18 protein-coding genes and 1 pseudogene are annotated in these 18,976 nt (G+C 63.4%); 6 read left to right on the plus strand and 13 right to left on the minus strand.

Annotated features, from left to right (window positions below; translation table 11 throughout):
• Positions 1–128 precede the first annotated feature (128 nt).
• The 12 genes and pseudogenes from PVZ80_RS12470 to PVZ80_RS12525 all read right to left on the minus strand — a co-directional run bounded on the left by PVZ80_RS12470 (position 129) and on the right by PVZ80_RS12525 (position 12,497).
• Entirely contained in the window at positions 129–1,214 is a 1,086-nt protein-coding gene (locus tag PVZ80_RS12470) for a hypothetical protein (protein WP_009049921.1), read from the minus strand.
• A gap of 310 nt (positions 1,215–1,524) precedes the next feature.
• The gene (locus PVZ80_RS12475; protein ID WP_273863967.1) at positions 1,525–1,674 is read right to left on the minus strand and encodes a hypothetical protein; all 150 of its coding nucleotides are present in this window, start codon (positions 1,672–1,674) and stop codon (positions 1,525–1,527) included.
• A 230-nt stretch (positions 1,675–1,904) separates the two neighbouring features.
• Positions 1,905–3,119, minus strand: coding sequence for a benzoate/H(+) symporter BenE family transporter (locus PVZ80_RS12480; protein ID WP_273863968.1), 1,215 nt, complete (start codon positions 3,117–3,119; stop codon positions 1,905–1,907).
• Positions 3,120–3,199: 80 nt separating this feature from the next.
• A pseudogene (locus PVZ80_RS12485) lies at positions 3,200–4,529 on the minus strand (MFS transporter).
• A gap of 170 nt (positions 4,530–4,699) precedes the next feature.
• Positions 4,700–5,473, minus strand: a complete 774-nt coding sequence (locus tag PVZ80_RS12490; protein WP_053269532.1) for a 1,6-dihydroxycyclohexa-2,4-diene-1-carboxylate dehydrogenase — start codon at positions 5,471–5,473, stop codon at positions 4,700–4,702.
• Positions 5,474–5,627: 154 nt separating this feature from the next.
• The gene (gene benC, locus PVZ80_RS12495; RefSeq protein WP_273863969.1) at positions 5,628–6,641 is read right to left on the minus strand and encodes a benzoate 1,2-dioxygenase electron transfer component BenC; all 1,014 of its coding nucleotides are present in this window, start codon (positions 6,639–6,641) and stop codon (positions 5,628–5,630) included.
• Between the two features lie 10 nt (positions 6,642–6,651).
• Complete coding sequence (benB, locus tag PVZ80_RS12500; RefSeq protein ID WP_016702337.1) at positions 6,652–7,140, minus strand: benzoate 1,2-dioxygenase small subunit; 489 nt, start codon at positions 7,138–7,140, stop codon at positions 6,652–6,654.
• Positions 7,140–8,501 carry a benzoate 1,2-dioxygenase large subunit gene (gene benA, locus PVZ80_RS12505; protein ID WP_273863970.1) on the minus strand — a complete coding sequence of 454 codons (1,362 nt, stop codon included), beginning with the start codon at positions 8,499–8,501 and terminating at the stop codon, positions 7,140–7,142. Before benA ends, benB begins: the two co-directional genes overlap by 1 nt.
• A 442-nt stretch (positions 8,502–8,943) precedes the next feature.
• Positions 8,944–9,900: an AraC family transcriptional regulator gene (locus PVZ80_RS12510; RefSeq protein ID WP_273863971.1), complete on the minus strand. Its 957-nt coding sequence runs from the start codon at positions 9,898–9,900 to the stop codon at positions 8,944–8,946.
• A gap of 165 nt (positions 9,901–10,065) precedes the next feature.
• Positions 10,066–10,995, minus strand: coding sequence for a catechol 1,2-dioxygenase (catA, locus tag PVZ80_RS12515; RefSeq protein ID WP_273863972.1), 930 nt, complete (start codon positions 10,993–10,995; stop codon positions 10,066–10,068).
• 51 nt (positions 10,996–11,046) lie between these two features.
• Positions 11,047–11,337, minus strand: a complete 291-nt coding sequence (catC, locus tag PVZ80_RS12520) for a muconolactone Delta-isomerase (RefSeq protein WP_009044734.1) — start codon at positions 11,335–11,337, stop codon at positions 11,047–11,049.
• Between the two features lie 32 nt (positions 11,338–11,369).
• Entirely contained in the window at positions 11,370–12,497 is a 1,128-nt protein-coding gene (locus tag PVZ80_RS12525) for a muconate cycloisomerase family protein (protein WP_273863981.1), read from the minus strand.
• 125 nt (positions 12,498–12,622) lie between these two features.
• Between PVZ80_RS12525 and PVZ80_RS12530 the strand changes: the two genes are divergently transcribed.
• The 5 genes from PVZ80_RS12530 to PVZ80_RS12550 all read left to right on the plus strand — a co-directional run bounded on the left by PVZ80_RS12530 (position 12,623) and on the right by PVZ80_RS12550 (position 16,855).
• Entirely contained in the window at positions 12,623–13,516 is an 894-nt protein-coding gene (locus tag PVZ80_RS12530) for a LysR family transcriptional regulator (protein WP_009049932.1), read from the plus strand.
• Positions 13,517–13,684: 168 nt separating this feature from the next.
• On the plus strand, positions 13,685–14,947 hold the full coding sequence (locus PVZ80_RS12535; protein WP_273863973.1) for an OprD family porin: 1,263 nt from the start codon (positions 13,685–13,687) through the stop codon (positions 14,945–14,947).
• 104 nt (positions 14,948–15,051) lie between these two features.
• The gene (locus PVZ80_RS12540; protein ID WP_273863974.1) at positions 15,052–15,498 is read left to right on the plus strand and encodes a hypothetical protein; all 447 of its coding nucleotides are present in this window, start codon (positions 15,052–15,054) and stop codon (positions 15,496–15,498) included.
• Between the two features lie 182 nt (positions 15,499–15,680).
• Positions 15,681–16,379 (plus strand): hypothetical protein, encoded by a 699-nt coding sequence (locus tag PVZ80_RS12545; RefSeq protein WP_273863975.1) that lies wholly within the window; start codon positions 15,681–15,683, stop codon positions 16,377–16,379.
• A gap of 104 nt (positions 16,380–16,483) precedes the next feature.
• Positions 16,484–16,855 (plus strand): PH domain-containing protein, encoded by a 372-nt coding sequence (locus PVZ80_RS12550; RefSeq protein ID WP_009044741.1) that lies wholly within the window; start codon positions 16,484–16,486, stop codon positions 16,853–16,855.
• 12 nt (positions 16,856–16,867) lie between these two features.
• On the opposite strand, the gene PVZ80_RS12555 is transcribed toward PVZ80_RS12550, so the two are convergent.
• Positions 16,868–17,752, minus strand: a complete 885-nt coding sequence (locus PVZ80_RS12555; protein WP_273863976.1) for a LysR family transcriptional regulator — start codon at positions 17,750–17,752, stop codon at positions 16,868–16,870.
• A 112-nt stretch (positions 17,753–17,864) separates the two neighbouring features.
• Here PVZ80_RS12555 and argC point away from each other — a divergent pair, with 112 nt between their 5' ends.
• Positions 17,865–18,791, plus strand: a complete 927-nt coding sequence (gene argC, locus PVZ80_RS12560) for an N-acetyl-gamma-glutamyl-phosphate reductase (protein WP_273863977.1) — start codon at positions 17,865–17,867, stop codon at positions 18,789–18,791.
• The last annotated feature ends 185 nt before the right edge of the window (positions 18,792–18,976 follow it).

Genomic DNA, 18,976 nt, shown 5'->3' on the forward strand with positions numbered 1-18,976 from the left:
GCTCCTGCTGATTGGGGTTGGACATCCGGGGACGAACCGGGTGTCGGCCCTTCTGTGAACTGGTCGATCCGCATCGCCGACAATCGACAGGCCGGCGCGAAAAAAACCGGAAGACCGACCGACGGGCTTCATGGCTCCGGTTGCCAGCCGGTTTCCGGGGCGCTCAGGCCCGGCGTGGCAGGCGGATGCACGGAGCCCGGCACGGTCTCCAGCGGAGGGTTCGGCACCGCGCTTTTGCCCAGCTCGCCCTCGACCTGTCCGGCCAGGTAATACACCCCGGCCATCACCCCGTTGCCGGTGTTGTTCAACAGCTTGAACCAGGCCTGGTCGAACGCCTTGCCCAGGCTCTGGCGAATCTGCGCCTCGGTCTCGGCCCGGTCGCTCTCATGGGCGATCGCGCGAAACCCTGCGGCCCCCAGGGAGATCACCGCCCCGGCGACCTTGCCGGCCACCGCCGACGCGGCGCCGGCAATGCCACGGCCGGCCATCTGCGCTTCGAATTTTTCGCTGGCCTGCCTGGCCACCGAGACAATCCCGGCCTCGGACGACACCTCGCCGGTGCCCGCGGGGGCGCTATGGATCTGCTGGTACAGCGCCGAGTAGGCCGGCAGCGTGGTCAAGGGCTTGGCGTGCAGCACCTGGTACAACGACGCATCGCGCGCCGGCGGCGGCCCCAGGCGAATTGCCTGGATGCCATTGAGCCGTTGATCGAGCTGCTTGGCCGGCAGCCGATAGCGCTGGGCAATGACCTGCACCTGCTTGTCCAGCAGCTCGACATAGAACTCCGTGGCCTGGTTGAGAATCGCATCCGGGTCGATCTCCACCGCCACCGGTGCCAGCACCTGTTCCTGATACTGCTCCTTGAGGTAGGCCGCCAGCCGCGTCGCCGCCGCGTCCTCCTCGTCGCCGGCGGTGAGGCTGTACCAACTGACTTTCATGGCCATCCATTCCTGGGTCCAGTAACTGCTGAACCAGGGGATGAAGGTTTCTTCGGTGACTGCGTAGACCCGCACCCGCCAGTGCTCCATGGAGCCGCGGGCAAACACCTTGACCTGGATCACCGCCTCTTGCGAAGCCTGGGCGATCTCGCGGTCCACCTGGCGCCAGGTGCTGGGCGGCACCACCACCGGCGCCACCGCCTCGCGGACGCGCTGGGTCGCGGCGCACCCGGCCAGCACCAGCAGCATCACGACGATCAGCGCACGCAGGTACAAGATGGCAACCCTCGCACAGCGTCGACCACGGCCACCCGCCCACGACGGGGCAGGCTTCAACCGGGTACCACACGACCATGCCTGGGTTGAGTATAGGTGCTGGGGTCTGCGCCCCAGGCTCGAGAAGGGGGTCGCGACGGCGTATCCGACCAGCCGCTTGCTTGTCGGCGACGCGGTATCTGCAACCAGCAGGGTCACTGTAGGAGCAAGCTTGCTCGCGATAGGGACAACAGGGTGTGTCTGACGCTCCACGTCGCCCTTGGGATTTTTCGCGAGCAAGCTCGCTCCTACAGGCTCGGGTCAGCCGCAGTCAGCGTGGGCCGCCGCCACCGGGACCTCCGCCAAAACCGCCATGCTGGCCACCGCCGCCGCCACCCGGCGGGAAGAACATCCAGCAGCCCGACAGGGACGACAACAAGGCGATCACTACCGCCACTTTTGCAACTCGACTCAACATCATCACTTCACTCTCTTTCAGGACGAGAACCACAAGTTTCTCGCCGTTTCAGACAGCGTTTGCGCGACATTGAGCAGTGCATGAAGGTAAAGAATGGGTAAGGGTTGTATCGAAAAACCCACAGGTTTCCGGGGATTCACACGTTTATTTCACCAGCAGCGCACGGCAGGCCCGCAGGCACAGGCCGTGCCGGTGGCGATTCGCCTGTGCAAGGATTTCGATACAGGGTGCTGTCAATTACGCGCCTGGACCGGTGCCTCCCCCGCCGCAGGTAAGGCTTGCGGGCGACGCAGGGTCAGCACGCCATGGGCCACCAGGCCAAACAGCAGCCCCCAGAAAGCCGCCGACAAACCGAACAGCGACATGCCCGACGCCGTCACCAGGAAAGTGATCAGCGCCGCTTCGCGATCCCGCGGTACGGCCATGGCGCTGCTCAGGGCGCCGCCGATGGCGGCGAACAGCGCGAGCCCGGCCAGGGCCGCGATCAAGGCCCGGGGGAAGGCGCTGAACAGCGACACCAGGGTCGCGCCGAAGATTCCCAGCAGCAGGTAGAACAGCCCGCCCATGACCCCGGCCACATAGCGTTTGCCCGGGTCTTCGTGGGCTTCGCGGCCGGTGCAGATGGCCGCGGTGATCGCCGCCAGGTTCAATCCGTGGCAACCGAACGGCGCCAGCAGCAGGCTGGCAAAGGCACTGCTCGCGAGGATCGGGCTGGCCGGCGTGCGGTAGCCGTCGTTGCGCAGCACGGCGATGCCCGGCACGAATTGCCCGGTCAAGGCCACCACCACCAGCGGCAGCGCGACGTTGAGCACAGCGCTCCAGCTGAACGCTGGGCTGATCCAGTGCGGCGTGGCCAGGCCGATCACCAGCGCCGAGCGGTCGATATCGCCCATGGTCAGGGAGATGGCGCAGCCCACCAGCAGCACGGCCAATACCGCATAACGCGGCCACAGGCGCTTGCACAGCAGGTAGGTGAAGAACATCGCCCCGACCAGCAGCGGTTTGTCCTGGATCGAGCGGAACAGCCCGGTACCGAAACTGAACAGGATGCCCGCCAGCATCGCCGCGGAAATCGCCGCCGGCAGCCGGCCGACAATCTTGTCGAAGATGCCGCACAGGCCGATCAGCAGGATCAGCGCACTGGCCACCAGGTAGGCGCCCACCGCCTCATTGAGGCCAATGCCCGGCAGCAACGCCACCAGCAGCGCCGAGCCCGGTGCCGACCAGGCGATGACCACCGGCACCTTGAAGCGCAGGCTGAGGACGATGCCCAGCACCCCGCTGCCGATGGAAATCGCCCAGACCCAGGACGACAACACTTCCTCGGGCAGGCCCGCGGCCTTGGCCGCCTGGAAGATGATCACCAGCGGCCCGGCATAGGAAATCAGCGTGGCGATAAACCCGGCCACCAGCGCCGACAACGAAAAGTCCTCGATCAACTGCCGCATGCAAGCTCCGAAGCCCTGAGGCATGGCATGACTGAACCGCCGGCGCAGGCACCTGGGCGCCCGCGCCGGTCATGGCATCACTACAGCGATGGCGCGCTGGCCTGGCTGACCGGCAGCGCCTTGGCGGGCCGCTGGTAGACGAAACAGATCGCCAGCGCCGCCACCGCCCCCGGAATAGCGAAGGCCATGAAGTTATAGTGCAGCGGCAGCTCGATGCTCACCAAGGCACCACCCAGCAGCGGCCCGACGATGGCCCCGCTGCGGCCGATACCCGAGGCCCAGCCAATGCCGGTGGAACGGATCGTCACCGGATAGAACTGGGCGACGCAAGCGAAAGCCAGGATCTGCGTGCCGATGGTGGTCGCCCCGGCAATCGCGATCAGGGCGTACAGCAGCCCATGCGGGCTCTTGAAACCGAGCAGGCTGATGGACAGCGCGGCCACGATAAAAAACGCCACTAGGACCTTTTGCAGCTGCAGGCGATCGCCGATCCAGCCGCCGCCCACGGCGCCGAAGATCGCGCCGAGGTTCAGCACCAGCAGGAACATCAGGCTCGAGCCCAGGCTGTAGCCGGCGCTGGCCATCAGCTTGGGCAGCCAGGAGTTGAGCGCGTAGACCATCAGCAGGCAGCAGAAGAATACGACCCAGAGCATCAAGGTGCTCAGTGCCCGGCCTTCGCGGAACAGCTGCACCACCGGCGCTCTTGAGGTTGGCCTTGACGAACGAGTCGCCGGGTTGCGCGACGAAGCCCGGCTCGACTAATTGCAGCACCTGGCGCGCCTCGTCTTCCCGGCCCTGGCGCAGCAGGAAGCCGAGGGATTCGGGCAGGAACCTGAGAATCAGCGGCAGCAGCAACAGTGGGATCGCCGCCACATAAAACACCGCCTGCCAGCCGAAACTCGGCAGCAGCACGATGCCCAGCCCGGCGGACAGCGTGCCGCCCACCGAGTAGCCGCTGAGCATGATCGCCACCAGGGTGCTGCGGATTTTCTTCGGCGCGTATTCGTTCATCAGCGCCACCACGTTGGGCATCACCCCGCCGATGCCGAGGCCGGCGATAAAGCGGCAGATGCCGAACTGGGTGGGCGTGGTGGTGAAGCCGTTGAGCAGGGTGAAACCGCTGAACAGCACCACGCAGATGGCGATGACTTTCTTGCAGCCGATACGCTCCGACAGCGAACCGAAAAACAGCGCGCCGAACATCATGCCGAACAGTGCGTAACTGCCCAGCGCCCCGGCCTGCAGCGGGCTCAGGCCCCACTCCTGCATCAGCACCGGCAGCACCACGCCGTAGATCACCAGGTCGTAGCCGTCGAAGATGATGATCAGTGCGCACCAGAACAGCACGCGCCAGTGAAAGGCATTGAAGCGTGCCTCGTCGATCAATTGATTGCTGTCTATGTTTCGCATGGCATCTGACTCTTGTTGTTGTTTTATGAGAAACCGGATGAACGTTTGCGCGCTTCTGTAGGAGCCAGGCTTGCCGGCGATGGGGGTGCTGCGGCGTGTCAGGCCGGACGCCATCGCGGGCAAGCCTCGCTCCTACGGTCAGGGTGCGATTTTCGATGACGCCTGAGACTTCAACCCTGGTCGCCACCGCCTACCGGCATGACCATGCCGGTGATGTAGGAGGCCTCGTCGGAGGCCAGGAACAGGATCGCCGCGGCCTGCTCGTCGATGGTGCCGTAGCGTTTCATCAGGGTGCTGTCGACGGTCTGGTCGACGATCTGCTGGTACCAGACCTTTTCCTCGGCGCTCTGCTCGGCGCTGTTGCGCGGAATGCGCCGTGGCGGCGCTTCGGTGCCGCCGGGGGCGGTGGCATTGACCCGCACCCCGCGCCCGGCGGTCTCGAACGCCAGGCAGGCGGTCAGGGCATTCACCCCGCCCTTGGCCGCGCCGTACGGCACGCGGTTGATGCTGCGGGTGGCGATGGACGACACGTTGACGATGGCGCCGCTGCCCTGCTCCAGCATGTACGGCAGCGCCGCGTGACAGCACCACAAGGTGGGGAACAGCGAGCGGCGCACTTCGGCTTCGATCTGCTGCTCTTCATAGTGTTCGAACGGCTTGGCCCAGATGGTGCCGCCGACATTGTTGACCAGCACGTCGAGGCGCCCGAAACGCTCGACGGCGGCGGCCATCACCCGACTGCATTCGGCGTACTGTTCGAGGTCGGCGGTCAGCGCCAACACCTCGAACCGGGGGGCCAGCTCGGCCTGCAACTCGAACACCAGCTCGGAGCGATCCACCAGCACCAGCCGCGCGCCCTCCTCGGCCAGCCGCTCGGCGACCCGTCGGCCGATACCCTGCGCCGCCCCGGTGACCAGGGCGACTTTCTTCTCGAATCTGCTCATCTCAAAACCTCATGCCAATATACCGACGCACCACCGCACCTTCTTCTGTAGGAGCGAAGCTTGCTCGCGATCAGCCGACAGGCTGAAAGGTCAGCGTTGCACGCACTATCGCTATCGCGGGCAAGCCTCGCTCCTACAAAGGGCGCGGGGGCTGTCAGGCCGCGCTGGCGGCGAATTTTTCGTAATAGAAATTGGCCGGGGCAATGCCCTGGTCGCAGATGAACTGGCTGACCGCCTCGACCATCGGTGGCGGGCCGCACAGGTACACATCCACATCGCCGTCGTTCAGGTGCCTGGGCTGAATATGCTGAGTCACGTAGCCCTTGAGCGGGTGGCGGCTCTCGGGGTTGGCCACGCAGGCGCTGAAGCTGAAGTTGGGGATGCGCGCGGCGAAGGCTTCCAGCCGATCCATTTCCACCAGGTCGAAATCGTTGGTCACCCCGTAGATCAGGTGCAGCGGATACTCGCTGCCCTGCTCGGCGATTTTCTCCAGCATCGCGGTGAACGGCGCCAGCCCGGTGCCGCCGGCCAGCAGCAACAGCGGCCGGCGAATGTCCCGCAGGTAGAAGCTGCCCAACGGCCCGGCCAGGCTCATGTGGTCGCCGGCTTTCGCCAGGCCGGTGAGGAAGCTGCTCATCAGGCCGCCCGGCACGTTGCGGATCAGGAAGCTGACCTCGCCGTCGCGCTGCAGCGAGCTGAAGGAATAGGCGCGGGTCTGCTCGCTGCCGGGCACGCCGAGGTTGACGTACTGCCCCGGCAGAAACGCCAGCTTGCTCAGGGCCTCGCCCTTGATCGACAGGGCGATGGTGCTGTCGGAGAGCTGGCGCACCGCGCTGATGGTGGCGTCGAAGGTGGCCTGGGCGGCTCGGCAGACTTGCGACGAAGCCGGCACCCGTACCACGCAATCGCTCAAGGCACGCATCTGGCAGGTCAGCACGAAGCCCTGCTCGGCTTCATCCGCGGTCAGCGCGTCGTCGATGTATTCCTCGCCCAGGTCGTAACGCCCGGCTTCGGCGAAACACTTGCAGGTGCCGCAGGCGCCGTCGCGGCAATCCAGGGGGATGTTGATGCCCTGGCGGTAGGCGGCATCGGCCACGGTTTCGCCGGCGTTGGCGGCGACGAAGCGGGTCACCCCGTCTTCGAAATTGAGTGCGATTTGATGAGTCATGGCAGTCGCCTCAGAGGTGGTAGACATCGACGACCTGACGAACGTAATCGTTCTTCAGGATGACTTTCTTGGCCCTGATCAGCGGGTTCTCGCCCCGCACATCGAGGGTGTAGAAGCTGGTGCCGAAGTAGCTGTCGACGGTCTTGTAGCGAAAGCTCAGGGTGTGCCAGTTGAAGCGCACCTTGCACAGGCCGTCGGCCTGCTCCAGCACCTCGATGTTGCTCAGGTTGTGCGAGGTGCGGGTGTCGGGAATGCTCGCGCTGGAGCGCTCGGTCTTGATCCGGAACACCCGGTCTTCCAGGCCGCAGCGGCTGCCGTACCAGATCAGCGAGATCTCCCGCTGCGGGTCTTCGGTGAGCTCGTCGTTGTCGTCCCAGGACGGCATCCAGAAGGTCGCGTCGGGGGCGTAGAGCTCCAGCCAGCTGTCCCAGTCCTTGTCGTCCAGGTAGCGCGCTTCGCGGTAGAGAAAGTCGCGCACGGTGTCATGGGAAATGCTCATCACACAGCCTCCACGGCAATGGTTCGCGCAGCTTCGGCGGCCACCGCCTTGAGCATGGTTTGCTGCCAGTACTTGTGCTGCATCACGAACAGGCCCTCGTCTTCGGTGCGCACGCCGCTGAGGATCGGTTGCAAGTCGATTTCCCGGGCCGCGTCGTCCGCGCCCTCGACCCAGTGTTCGGCGCCGCGGGACATGTCGTTCCAGGCACTGTTGCTGCCCTGGTAGCCCATCTGGCAGGAACGGAATTCCTCCAGATCGTCCGGGGTGGCCATGCCGCTGACGTTGAAGAAGTCCTCGTACTGGCGGATGCGCATGGCCCGGGCTTCGTCGCTTTCGCCCCTGGGCGCGATGCAGTAGATGGTGATCTCGGTGCGGTCCACCGAGATCGGCCGGGCGATGCGGATCTGCGAGCTGAACTGGTCCATCAGGTAGACGTTGGGGTACAGGCACAGGTTGCGCGAGTTCTCGATCATCCAGTCGGCGCGGGCCTGGCCGAAGTCCCGGGCCAGCTCGTCGCGGCGCTCGTAGAGCGGGCGGTCCTCGGGGTTGGACCAGCGGGTCCAGAGCAGCATGTGGCCCTTGTCGAAGGAGTAGAAACCACCGCCCTGCTTGGCCCAGCTGCCGGCGCTCATGGTCTTGATTTCTTCGCCGGCTTCGCGCTGCTTGCGCTGGCTCTGGGTGGCCGCGTAGTTCCAGTGCACTGAGCTGACGTGATAGCCGTCGGCGCCGTTTTCCGCGGTGAGTTTCCAGTTGCCTTCATAGATGTAGCTCGAGGAACCGCGCAGCACTTCCAGGCCATCGGCGGACTGGTCAACGATCATGTCGATGATCTTCGCCGACTCGCCCAGGTGCTCCACCAGGGGCAGCACGTCGGGGTTGAGGCTGCCGAACAGGAAGCCGCGATAAGACTCGAAGCGCGCGACCCTGGTCAGGTCGTGGGAGCCTTCGCAGTTGAAGCTCGACGGGTAACCCGCGGCGGCCGGGTCCTTGACCTTGAGCAGCTTGCCGGAGTTGTTGAAGGTCCAGCCGTGGAACGGGCAGGTGTAGGACGACTTGTTGCCGGTCTTGTGCCGGCAGAGCATGGCGCCACGATGGCTGCAGGCATTGAGGAAGGCATTGAGTTCGCCGTCCTTGTTGCGCGCGATGAAGACCGACTGCCGGCCCATGGTGGTGGTGTAGTAGTCGTTGTTGTTGGGGATCTGGCTCTCGTGGGCGAGGTACAGCCAGTTGCCCTCGAAGATGTGCTGCATTTCCAGGTCGAACAGCCGGGGGTCGGTGAACATCTCCCGCTTGCAGCGGTAGACGCCCCGGTCACGGTCTTCTTCAAGCAGGGAGTGAAGGTATTCGGGTCGCAGGGTCATGGCCGCCGCCTCCGTTGTTTTTATTCAGGCAAGGCTCATGCTAGGGCGGGGTGTGCGGGGGCAATATCCGTTGCGTGCAGACCACTATCCGTTTTCTGCAGAGTTTTGTAGGGCAAGTCCTACAGGGGTAGCCGCTGCTGTAGCCTGCGAGGCTGCGATCGGGTTGGGCGGCATTCCGACGTAGCGGCCGCCACCCGGGCCGCGCATTTATCCAGAATGAACACGGTTTCAGGTTTTGCGGCTGCTGCGCAGCCGATCGCAGCCTCGCAGGCTCGGCAGCGGCTACGAGGAGTCGGGGATGACGTGGCGGACACGGTTTCTGTAGGAGCGAAGCTTGCTCGCGATGGCGTCGGATCAAACACCTACGTGTCGTTCGCCATCGCCGGCGATCGAGCGTCGACCGGCCGCTCCTACAGAAGCAGAAGCAGAAGCAAAAGCCGGATCAAGCCCGGCGTCTGAGGGTGTCGGACGGCAGTTCGCCGAATTGCTTGCGGTAGCTTTCCGAGAAGCGTCCCAGGTGCAGGAAGCCGAAGTCCATGGCCAGTTCGGTGATGTTGCGTACGTTGCAGCTGGGGTCGCGCAGGCAGGCGTGGATCCGCTCGAGTTTCTTCTGGCGAATGTAGCGCATGGGCGTGCTGCGGGCGTTGCGCTCGAACAGCGCATAGAGCGAACGCAGGCTCATCTGCGCCTGCTGCGCCAGCTCCTCGCAGCCGATGTCCTGCTTGAGGTTGCGCTCGATGTAATCGGCAATCGCCTCGAAGGTCGCCGACGACGAACCCAGGCCCGCGCGCCGAATGTTGGTCTTCATCAGGCTGAGCATCTTGCTCGCGACGATCTGCGCGTAATGCTCCTGCACCCGCGGGATGCATTCGACGGCTTCGGCTTCGCGGCAGACCACGCTCAACAGGTTGATAAAACCTTCCAGTTCATCCAGCTGGTAGCGGTTGCCCACGAAGCGCACGCCCTGCCCCGGATACAGCCAGCGCTGCTCCTGGCACACCGACTCCAGCAGGCGGGTGGGCACCTTGATGATGAATTTCTCGCAATCGTCGGAATAGGTCAGGTCCACCGGATCGTCGGGGTTGATCAGCAGCAGCTCGCCCGGGGCGAAGTAATGTTCCTGGCGATGGCCGCGCCACAGGCAGTGACCGCGCAGCAGCACTTGCAGGTGGTAGATGGTTTCCAGCGCCGGCGAGGTGACGCGCACGCTGCCGCCGTAGCTGAGCGAGCACAGGTCGAGGCTGGCGAACTGCCGATGATTGAGGCTGGCCTGGGGGCTGCCGGCATTGGGCAAACGGATGCAGTGGCTGCCCACATGCTGGTTGACATAGCCGGACACGGCATAGGGATCGGCCTGGGCGAATACCCTGCTGCGCTCACTCAACAGATACGTTTCCATAAGCGGGTCACTCCCAGTTCTAATTATTGGGATTGTTATTATCGGGCGGTGATCATTCGCCACCGCTGGCACGTCACGCAAAACATCGACCACGGCTCACAACGGCAAAAAACCACGGGATAACTCAAGTTATCCCGTGGCCCCGAATCGGGATCTGCCGCGATGTCAGTCCTCCAGCGCTCGTACTCGCTCCAGGCGCTGCTGCTCCTCGGGCTGGGCCGACGGCTGCAGGGTGAAGTCGAAGTCGATCTCGGCAAAACGCCCGCTGACCCCGTGCTGCGCCGCACGCTGCGGATCGTCGCTGAAGGTGATCTTGGCGATCAGCTCGTCGCGGGTGGCGTAGGCGAAATCGTCGTGCAGGTATTCATCGCCATCGAGGTTGATCTGGGTGGTCAGGTGACGGTGGTCATCGGCCGAGATGAAGAAGTGGATATGCGCCGGACGCTGGCCGTGGCGGCCCAGTTGGTCGAGCAACTGCTGGGTCGGACCGTCCGGTGGGCAGCCGTAGCCCGACGGCACGATGCTGCGGAAACGGTAGCGGCCTTCGGCATCGGTGACGATGCGCCGACGCAGGTTGAACTCCGACTGGGCGGTGTCGAAGTAGGAGTAGGTACCACCGGTGTTGGCGTGCCAGACATCGACAATGGCCCCGGCCAGCGGTTCGCCGGCGGTGTTGCGCACCTGGCCCTGCATGAACAGCACCACGCCCGGATCGACGCCATCGTCGAGGCGCGCTTCACCCTGGCTCAGCGGCGCACCGGCCACGTACAGCGGGCCTTCGATGGTGCGCGGGGTGCCGCCGGTCTTGCCGGCCTGCTCGTCGGCGGCGTCCATCAGCAGGTCCAGGTAGTGCTCCAGGCCCAGGCCGGCCACCAGCAGCCCGGCTTCCTGGCGCGCGCCGAGCACGTTGAGGTAGTTGACCGCCTTCCAGAACTCTTCCGGGGTCACATCGAGGTCTTCGATGATGTTCACCGTGTCACGCAGGATGCGGTACACCAGGGCCTTGGTACGCGGGTTGCCCTGGTCGTTGAACTGGCCGCTGACTTCTTCGAGAAATTTCTGGGCACTGGCAGTGTGGGAAATTCGGACGTTCATGGTTATTCCTCATCTTGTATTTATTAGAGTGTGCAGCGGGCTGGCGAGGGCTCAGCGGTCATCCGCATGAATGGACGAAGGATGCCTGCACAGCGCGTTCACTTCGATAGCCATGTACGGGTACAGCGGCAGTTGCATCAGCAGGTCGTGCAGTTCCTGCACGCTGTCGACGTCGAACACGCTGTAGTTGGCATACAGGCCGGCGATGCGCCACAGGTGCCGCCACTTGCCCTGCTCCTGCAGGCGCTGGGCCAGGGCCTTTTCGTCGGCCTTGAGCTGGGCGGCGCGCTCGGGGTTCATGTCGACCGGCAGGTTCACGGTCATTTTGACGTGGAACAGCATGGTGCACTCCTTAAGACGTGATGAATGGCAGTTCAGGCTTTGTCGCGGCGCAAGAACGCCAGGCGCTCCTCGTCCAGGCTCAGGCCGAGGCCCGGCGCTTGGGATATGTGCAACTGGAAATCGCGGTACAGCGGCGGCTCGGCGAGGATGTCCTCGGTCAGCAGCAGCGGGCCGAACAGTTCGGTGTCCCAGCTCAAGGTATTGAGGGTCAGGAAGGCATGGGCCGACGCCAGGGTGCCGATGCCGCCTTCGAGCATGGTGCCGCCGTACAGGCCGATGCCCGCCGCCTCGGCGATCGCCGCGGTGCGCAATACCGCACGCGGGCCGCCGTTCTTGGCGATCTTCAGGGCGAACACCGAGGCCGCGCCTTCGCGGGCCAGGTTGAAGGCGTCTTCCACGCATTCGATGGATTCGTCGGCCATGATCGGCACCGGGCTGATGGCGTTGAGGCGCACCATGCCGGCGCGGTTGTTGCGCGAGATCGGCTGTTCGATCAGGTCGATGCCGTTGCCGCCCAGGACCCGGCAGGCGCGCACCGCCACCGCTTCGTCCCACGCCTGGTTGACGTCGACCCGCACGCTGGCGCGGTCGCCCAGGGCCTTCTTGATCGCGATCACGTGGGCCAGGTCGCGGTCCACCTCGCCGGCGCCGATCTTCAGCTTGAAGATGCGGTGGCGACGCAGGTCGAGCATCTTTTGCGCTTCGGCGATGTCCTTGGCGGTGTCGCCGCTGGCCAGGGTCCAGGCCACTGGCAAGGCGTCGCGCACCCGACCGCCGAGCAGCTCGCTGACCGGCAGCCCCAGGCGCTTGCCCTGGGCGTCGAGCAAGGCGCTTTCGATACCGGACTTGGCGAAGGTATTGCCACGGATGCTGCGCTCCAGGCGCTGCATGGCGGCATTGATATTGGCGCCGTCCTGGCCGAGCAGCAGCGGCGTGAAGAAACGGTCGATATTGGTCTTGATGCTGTCCGGGCTTTCATTGCCATAGGCCAGGCCGCCAATAGTGGTGGCCTCGCCCAGGCCTTCGATGCCGTCGGCGCAGCGCAGGCGGATCAGCACCAGGGTCTGGTTCTGCATGGTGTGCATCGCCAGCTTGTGCGGGCGGATGGTTGGCAGATCGACGATGATCGTTTCGATCGATTCAATGGCACTCGAAAGCATTTCCATACCCATCAGGTTCTTGAAGTTATGGACCCGATTCTCGTACGGCTTTTTCCGGGGTTCCAATATAGAATTGGTCTGGATCGATACCTTGAAGGTATCCAACCGTTGCCTGCGGAGGCCTTATGGAACTGCGTCATCTGCGTTACTTCCAGGTGCTGGGCCAGACCCTCAACTTCACCAAGGCCGCCGAGCGCCTGCACATCGCCCAGCCGCCCCTGAGCCGGCAGATCCAGCAACTGGAGGAAGAACTCGGGGTGTTGCTGCTGGAGCGCGGCCGGCCGTTGCGCCTGACCGAGGCCGGGCGGTTTTTCTATGAGCATTCCAGCGCGCTGCTGGAGCAACTGGCCAAGGTCTGCGACAACACCCGGCGCATCGGCCACGGCGAAAAGACCTGGCTCGGCATCGGCTTTGCCCCCTCGACCCTGTACGGCCTGCTGCCGGAACTGATCCGCCGCCTGCGCAGCCACGAGACCCTGGCCCTGGAACTGGGGCTGTCGGAGATGACCACCCTGCAACAGGTGGAAGCCCTCAAGGCCGGGCGCATCGACATCGGCTTCGGGCGGATCCGCATCGACGATCCGGCCATCGTGCAGAAGGTGCAGACCGAGGATCGCCTGGTGGCCGCCCTGCCCGCCGGGCATCCGCTGATCGGCCAGCCGGTGAGCCTGGCGCAACTGGCCGACGAACCTTTCGTGCTCTACCCCGGCAACCCGCGCCCGAGCTACGCCGACCACGTGATCGCGCTGTTCAACACCCACGGCCTGAATATCCGCATCGTGCAGTGGACCAACGAACTGCAGACCGCCATCGGCCTGGTGGGCGCCGGCATCGGCATCACCCTGGTGCCGGCCTCGGTGCAATTGCTGCACCGCGACGACATCGGCTTCAGCCCACTGCTGGAAGCCAACGCCACCTCGCCGATCATCATCAGCCGCCGGGTCGGCGATGTGTCGGCGGGGCTCAGCCACTGCCTGCGGATGATCGACGAACTGCGCGCCGAACACCCCGACGCCTGACGCCTCGCGCGCAACCGACTCGCGGTTGCGCCCACCTCCCCTTGCCGCAAAAAAGCACGCCTGCAGAAAAGGGATACAGGTCTGCAGGCAACGGATAGTGCCCGCGCCACACCCACCCCTAGCCTGCGCGGCAGTGAACTGCTTTCCATAACAATAAGAGTAAAAGCAATGAAACCTGCAAAGACCCTCGCCGTGCTGGGCGCCAGCGCGGTGTGCCTGAGCGCCCCCCAGCCGCTGCTGGCCGAAGACGGCGGTTTTATCAAGGACGCCACCGCCACCCTCCAGGCCCGCAACTACTTCTTCAGCCGCGACTATTCGGATATCCGCGGCACCGAGCAGTCCATGGCCCAGGAATGGGCCCAGGGTTTTATCCTCAACTTCAAGTCCGGCTACACCCCCGGCACCCTCGGCGTGGGCCTGGATGCCATCGGCACCCTGGGGCTCAAGCTCGACAGCGGCAAGGGCCGGGTCAACAGCGGCCTGCTGCCGGTGCAGGAGGACGGCGAAGCCGCCGACGACTACAGCCGCCTCGGCCTGGCGCTGAAACTGCGCCTGGCGAAAAGCGAGCTGCGCATCGGCGAGCTGCAACCCAACCTGCCAGTGCTGAGCTTCAGCGATATCCGCCTGCTGCCACCGTCCTACCAGGGCGCGAGCATCGTCTCCAACGACATCGACGGCCTGACCCTGCAAGGCGGCCGCCTGCGCTCCACCAGCCTGCGCAACGAATCCGGCGACGGCAAACTGCAAGCCATGCTCGGCCACGTGCCAAAACGCGCGGTCAGCAGCGACGCCTTCAACTACTTTGGTGCCGACTACGCCTTCAACGACAAACGCACCAGCGTCAGCGCCTGGTACGGCCAGCTGGAGGACATCTACCACCAGCGCTTCCTCGGCCTGAAACACAGCCAGCCGCTGAGCAACTGGATACTCGGCGCCAACCTCGGCTACTACAACAGCGAAGAGGACGGCAAACAGCTGCTCGGCGCCATCGACAACCAGGCCTTCTTCTCCCTGCTGTCGGCCAAACGTGGCGGCCATACCTTTTACGTCGGCTACCAGGGCATGTTCGGCGACAGCGCCTTCCCCCGGGTCTTCGCCAACATCACCCCACTGGGCAACGAAGTGCCGACCTACGAGTTCGCCTACACCGACGAACGCTCCTGGCAACTGCGCTACGACTACGACTTCGCCGCCAGCGGCCTGCCCGGCCTGACCAGCACCGTGCGCTACATCCGCGGCGACAACGTCGACACCGGCAAGGGCTTTGAGGGCAAGGACTGGGAGCGCGACCTGGATATCGGTTACGTGATCCAGTCCGGCCCGTTGGGCGGGCTGGGGATCAAGGTGCGTAATGTGGTGGCAAGGTCGAATTATCGGACCGATATCAATGAGAACCGGTTGTTGCTGAGTTATAGCTGGAAGTTGTTTTAACAACCGCTACCGGCAACCCTCGTGATCGGCGCCAGCGCGGGAGGATTCCACGCCGGCGCCAAGTCTGGAATCATGGCCGTCGATTTCGCCAAGGACCGCGCCCCATGAATCGCCTTTTGCCCGCCAGCGCCCTGCTCGGGTTGCTGCTCACCAGCCTCGGCAGCCTCGCCGCCACCAAGAACGAGCCGGAGCCCCACCTCTACTACAGCATGACCCCAGGCCGCTACGCCCTGATCGGCCAGGAGCCGGACGGCGGCGTGACCTACTCGGGCAACGCCGAAATCCGCTATCAGGACGGCACCCTGACCCTGGTGAAAACCATCAACGGCACGACCACCACCGCCACCGGCAAAGTCGAACGGGCAAGCATCGCCGAAGCCGATGTCCTGCGCTTCTACTGGCCCAGCCACAGCAGCACCTGCCTGCTGCGCGGCGACCTGGACAACTACAGCCGCCTGAGCTGCTACTGGATCGACAACGGCGTGGAGCACAAACGGCCGGGGCTGGAGGCGTATTTTCCGACTGAGACGTGGCCGGAGAATCAGGAGTAGTAAGTGGCGAACATAGAAAAAGCCCTAATATCTAATACCAGCAAGCTCGAATCAGGCCCACCTATTTTGCATGCAGAAAAGCTCTTTTGAAGCCTCAAAAAAGTCCAATGACACAAGCTCTAAAACAAGAGCGCTAGGCCCTTTACAACTCACCTCAGATAAAAAACCAAAGAGACGCCCATATGCAAATACAAGTCACAATGACCAGCCGAAACTACCTGTCAATCTCTCATCTTTCGGCAGCAAGTCTATTTGCAAAGCGCAGTACTGAGCTTGAGCCCACACTGACTCTTGGCGAAAGCGAATCCACAAACGGACTACGTGAACATAATGCCTGTATCGTATCAACAATAATGCTATCTGTTGCATTCTTAGAGGCAACAATCAATGAGTTTTTCTCAGACTGCGCTGAAGAACCTTATGCAAAGGTCGCCATGCTGCCAACTTGCAAATTAATGGCAAAACTATGGACCCGCGGCATCCCCAGAACAGCAAGCTATTCCATTCTAGAAAAGTACGAAATTGCCTTAGACCTCAATGAAAGTCAGCCTTTTGACAAAAGCAGCTATCCATATCAGGACGTTAAACTTCTGATAGAACTCAGAAATGCTCTAATACATTACGAACCAGAGACCATTCAGCACCCAACTGGAATATCAGAAGAACAAAGAGACCTTCATAAATTTGAGAAAAAGCTCAGAGGAAAATTCGAACTTAATTCACTAACCGGCGCAGGCAACACATTCTATCCAGATAAAGTCCTGGGATCAGGCTGTGCTAGATGGGCAGTTAAAAGCGCAGTTTCTTTAGCAGACACTTTCTACAGCCGGCTTTCCATAAAACCAATGTACGACCCTGTTAGAGCACAGTACTCGGTGTAGGCTCGCTCATATACGTTGGAGCAGATTAAACCTAAGCTAGGTCCGATAAACCTTAGCTGCCAGCAAAAAACCTGGAATATCGCTTCAAGAATAAGGACTCCCCCATGATCGACTTCAACAACAAAGGCTTCTTCAAGCTCAAGCAAAACGACGAATACGCGGAACGGGTCAGCGACCTGCTGCTGGAAGGCGAGCAGGTGATCGACGCCTATAAAGCCATGCGCGACGGCGTGGTGTTTACCAACAAGCGCATCATCGCGGTCAACGTGCAGGGCATCACCGGCAGTAAAAAGGACTTCACCTCCCTGCCCTACAAAAACATCGTCGCTTACTCGGTGGAAACCTCCGGCACTTTCGACCTGGACTCCGAGTTGGAGATCTACTTTTCATCGCTGGGTCAGGTGAAGTTCGAATTCACCGGCAAGACTTCGATGGTGGAAATCTCGAAGCACATTTCCAGGCATCTGCTGGGCTAGAACGCCGAGGCGTCAATCGGCGCTCAGCCCCCACAACACCTCCAGCACATGCTGGGTCGAGCGCTCCACCTCGCCGTCCCGATGGGCAATGCCCAGCTGTCGCCACAGCGGCGGCAACAACGGGCGCATGGCGATCCGCGTGTCGGGCAGCGGCGTGGCGGCTTCGTGGGGCAGCAAGGTGGCGCCATAACCGGCGGCCACCAGGCTCTTGATCGCGTCGTTGTAGTTGAGCTGGATGCGCGCCGTGGGCTGCTGCCCGCCCAGGGCGAACCACTCCGAGGTCAGGCGCGACAGCCGGGTGCTGTGGTCGTTGAGGATCAGCGGTTGGGCCGCCAGCCACTGCGGGGTTACCGGGTCGGGGCACTGCCAGCGGGCCGGCAGGAAGGCCATGACCGGGTCCTTGCGCCAGGGCTCGATGCGCAAGCCCTTGACCGGGATTTGCGGCAAGGCCACCAGGCCGATATCCAGCGAACCTTCGGCGAGCTTCTTCAAGCTCTCCTGGGAAGTCAGCACCGCCACCTGCAGGTCGATGCCCGGGTGCCGCTGGCCGAGGGTTTCCAGGGCCTGGGGCAGCAACTGGGCGATGGCCCCGGTGGATGCCCCCAGGCGCACCCGCCCGGCCAGGCCCAGCACCTGGCGCTGCACATCCTCCAGCGCTTGTTCGGCATCGGCCAACAGGCGCCGCGCGCGCTCCACCAGGGTTTCGCCAATGGCTGACGGTTGCACCCGCCCGCGGGTGCGCGACAACAGCGAGCCTCCGACCCGCGCCTCCAGGTCGGCGATATGCAGGCTGACCGTAGGCGGCGCCAGGTTCAGCGCGCGGGCCGCTTCGGCAAAGGAGCCAAGGTCGACAATCGCCACCAGGGTGCGCAACCGGTCGAGGCTGATTTCGCGCATGGCTCGCTCCAGATTCAGAAAAACTGAAGCTTAGCGTTATTAAATTCAACTTTCTCTATTTCAGCTTCAGCCGGAAGATTTGCCCAACTTTTCCGGCTTGCGAGCACACAACATGAGCACACCCCTCGTATTTATCGACGGCGACCAGGGCACCACCGGGTTGCAGATCCACCAGCGCCTGCGCGGCCGCAGCGACCTGCACCTGCTGACCCTCGCCGCCGACCAGCGCAAAGACCCGCAACGCCGCGCCGAAGCCATCAACACCTGCGACATCGCCCTGCTCTGCCTGCCCGACGATGCCGCCCGCGACGCCGTCGCCAGCATCCGCAACCCGGCCGTGCGGGTGATCGACGCCAGCTCGGCGCACCGTACCCACCCCCACTGGACCTACGGCTTCGCGCAAATGCACCCGCAACAGGCGCAACGTATCGCTACATCAAAACGCGTGAGCAACCCCGGCTGCTACCCCACCGGCGCCATCGGCCTGCTGCGCCCGTTGCTGCAAGCCGGGCTGTTGCCGCAGGACTACCCGATCAGCATCAACGCCATCTCCGGCTACTCCGGCGGCGGCCGCGCCGCGGTCGAAACACACGAAGGGCCGGATGCCTCCAAAGCCGCCCCTTTCCAGATCTACGGCCTGGGCCTGGGCCACAAACATGTACCGGAGATCCAGCAACACAGCGGCCTGAGCGAACGGCCGCTGTTCGTCCCGGCCTACGGTGCGTTTCGCCAGGGCATCGTGCTGACCATTCCACTGCAATTGCGCCTGCTTGCTCCGGGTGTCGATGCCGCGCGTATCCATGCCTGTCTGGAGCAGCATTACGCCGGGAGCGGTTGCGTGGAGGTGATGTCGCCTCGGCATGCACAAGAACTCACCGGCCTTGATCCACAGGCGCTGAACGATACGGACGCTATGCGTTTGATGGTGTTTGAGGGTGAGGGTCAGGTGCTGTTGGCGGCGGTGTTCGACAACCTGGGCAAAGGCGCGGCGGGGGCGGCGGTAGAGAATCTGGATTTGATGCTGGCCGCACTGGGTTGAAGGGATTGCCTGCGTGTTGCAACTGGCCAGATATAGCCTGGTTTCATGCTGCCTTTGGTGCCTGATAAAAAAGCCCCACCGGCTGAGGTGGGGCTTTCAGCGTGCTGATGATCCTTCTGAGCCCCTGCCGAAAGGGCTATCGAACCCAGCGCGGGCCAGTTTTCCCGGGGCGACGCTCAAGCAAT

Origin of the sequence: Pseudomonas sp. B3G-3 (genome assembly GCF_028640915.1) — a bacterium.
GTDB lineage: Bacteria > Pseudomonadota > Gammaproteobacteria > Pseudomonadales > Pseudomonadaceae > Aquipseudomonas > Aquipseudomonas chlororaphis_I.

What these genes read in the sequence shown, in the direction of transcription:
- PVZ80_RS12475 (WP_273863967.1), bottom strand. Translation starts at nt 1,674, where the DNA reads ATGATGTTGAGTCGAGTTGCAAAAGTGGCGGTAGTGATCGCCTTGTTG.
- PVZ80_RS12480 (WP_273863968.1), bottom strand. Translation starts at nt 3,119, where the DNA reads ATGCGGCAGTTGATCGAGGACTTTTCGTTGTCGGCGCTGGTGGCCGGG.
- PVZ80_RS12490 (WP_053269532.1), bottom strand. Translation starts at nt 5,473, where the DNA reads ATGAGCAGATTCGAGAAGAAAGTCGCCCTGGTCACCGGGGCGGCGCAG.
- benC (WP_273863969.1), bottom strand. Translation starts at nt 6,641, where the DNA reads ATGACTCATCAAATCGCACTCAATTTCGAAGACGGGGTGACCCGCTTC.
- benB (WP_016702337.1), bottom strand. Translation starts at nt 7,140, where the DNA reads ATGAGCATTTCCCATGACACCGTGCGCGACTTTCTCTACCGCGAAGCG.
- benA (WP_273863970.1), bottom strand. Translation starts at nt 8,501, where the DNA reads ATGACCCTGCGACCCGAATACCTTCACTCCCTGCTTGAAGAAGACCGT.
- PVZ80_RS12510 (WP_273863971.1), bottom strand. Translation starts at nt 9,900, where the DNA reads ATGGAAACGTATCTGTTGAGTGAGCGCAGCAGGGTATTCGCCCAGGCC.
- catA (WP_273863972.1), bottom strand. Translation starts at nt 10,995, where the DNA reads ATGAACGTCCGAATTTCCCACACTGCCAGTGCCCAGAAATTTCTCGAA.
- catC (WP_009044734.1), bottom strand. Translation starts at nt 11,337, where the DNA reads ATGCTGTTCCACGTCAAAATGACCGTGAACCTGCCGGTCGACATGAAC.
- PVZ80_RS12525 (WP_273863981.1), bottom strand. Translation starts at nt 12,497, where the DNA reads ATGCTTTCGAGTGCCATTGAATCGATCGAAACGATCATCGTCGATCTG.
- PVZ80_RS12530 (WP_009049932.1), top strand. Translation starts at nt 12,623, where the DNA reads ATGGAACTGCGTCATCTGCGTTACTTCCAGGTGCTGGGCCAGACCCTC.
- PVZ80_RS12535 (WP_273863973.1), top strand. Translation starts at nt 13,685, where the DNA reads ATGAAACCTGCAAAGACCCTCGCCGTGCTGGGCGCCAGCGCGGTGTGC.
- PVZ80_RS12540 (WP_273863974.1), top strand. Translation starts at nt 15,052, where the DNA reads ATGAATCGCCTTTTGCCCGCCAGCGCCCTGCTCGGGTTGCTGCTCACC.
- PVZ80_RS12545 (WP_273863975.1), top strand. Translation starts at nt 15,681, where the DNA reads ATGCAAATACAAGTCACAATGACCAGCCGAAACTACCTGTCAATCTCT.
- PVZ80_RS12550 (WP_009044741.1), top strand. Translation starts at nt 16,484, where the DNA reads ATGATCGACTTCAACAACAAAGGCTTCTTCAAGCTCAAGCAAAACGAC.
- PVZ80_RS12555 (WP_273863976.1), bottom strand. Translation starts at nt 17,752, where the DNA reads ATGCGCGAAATCAGCCTCGACCGGTTGCGCACCCTGGTGGCGATTGTC.
- argC (WP_273863977.1), top strand. Translation starts at nt 17,865, where the DNA reads ATGAGCACACCCCTCGTATTTATCGACGGCGACCAGGGCACCACCGGG.